Source organism: Arthrobacter sp. MDT2-34-1 (assembly GCF_059091365.1).
The window spans coordinates 1-458 of record NZ_JBNHGO010000146.1 but is presented as its reverse complement, the minus strand read 5'-3'; the positions used below and the strand labels follow the sequence as shown (position 1 = coordinate 458).

Here is a 458-nt window from a genome sequence, read left to right as displayed (position 1 = left end):
GCCTCGTAGCCTCCGCCCGGCAGCATGACGGCATGGGACAGGTTCGTCATGTTGATCGCCGTCGGGGTGCCCGCGCCCGTGAGCGCAGGGACATTGAACGGCGCGATCACCAGTTCCGCCGGTTGCCAGCGGTATCCCACCACGTAGTAGCCGGTCCTGCCGCCGCTTCCCGGCCGATCCATTCGGCTCCGCCTCCCGGGGCCGCCGTAGACCAGGTTGTAGGAGCCGAAATTCGGGATCTGTGCATCGAAGACCGCGCGCAGGATGTCCTTGAGTTCGTCGCTGTCGGGAACATCGGGCTGGGACGTCATCTCAGGCAACCTTGAGCGGCATTCCGGCCGTCAGCCGCAGCAGGGCCGGGTAATCGGTGGGAAAAACGGTGCTGGGATGCCCGGCCGCTGCCCAGATGGTCCCGTAGTCGGCCAGGTCGACGTCCACATAGGTGGGCAGCTGAGCCG

The 458-nt window shown here is 66.6% G+C and carries 1 protein-coding gene; it reads right to left on the bottom strand.

From position 1 onward, the window contains the following. The coding region (locus tag AC5RVV_RS18095; RefSeq protein WP_494002724.1) for a hypothetical protein at window positions 1–311 on the bottom strand (311 nt) is incomplete at its 3' end. Between the last annotated feature and the right edge of the window lie 147 nt (window positions 312–458).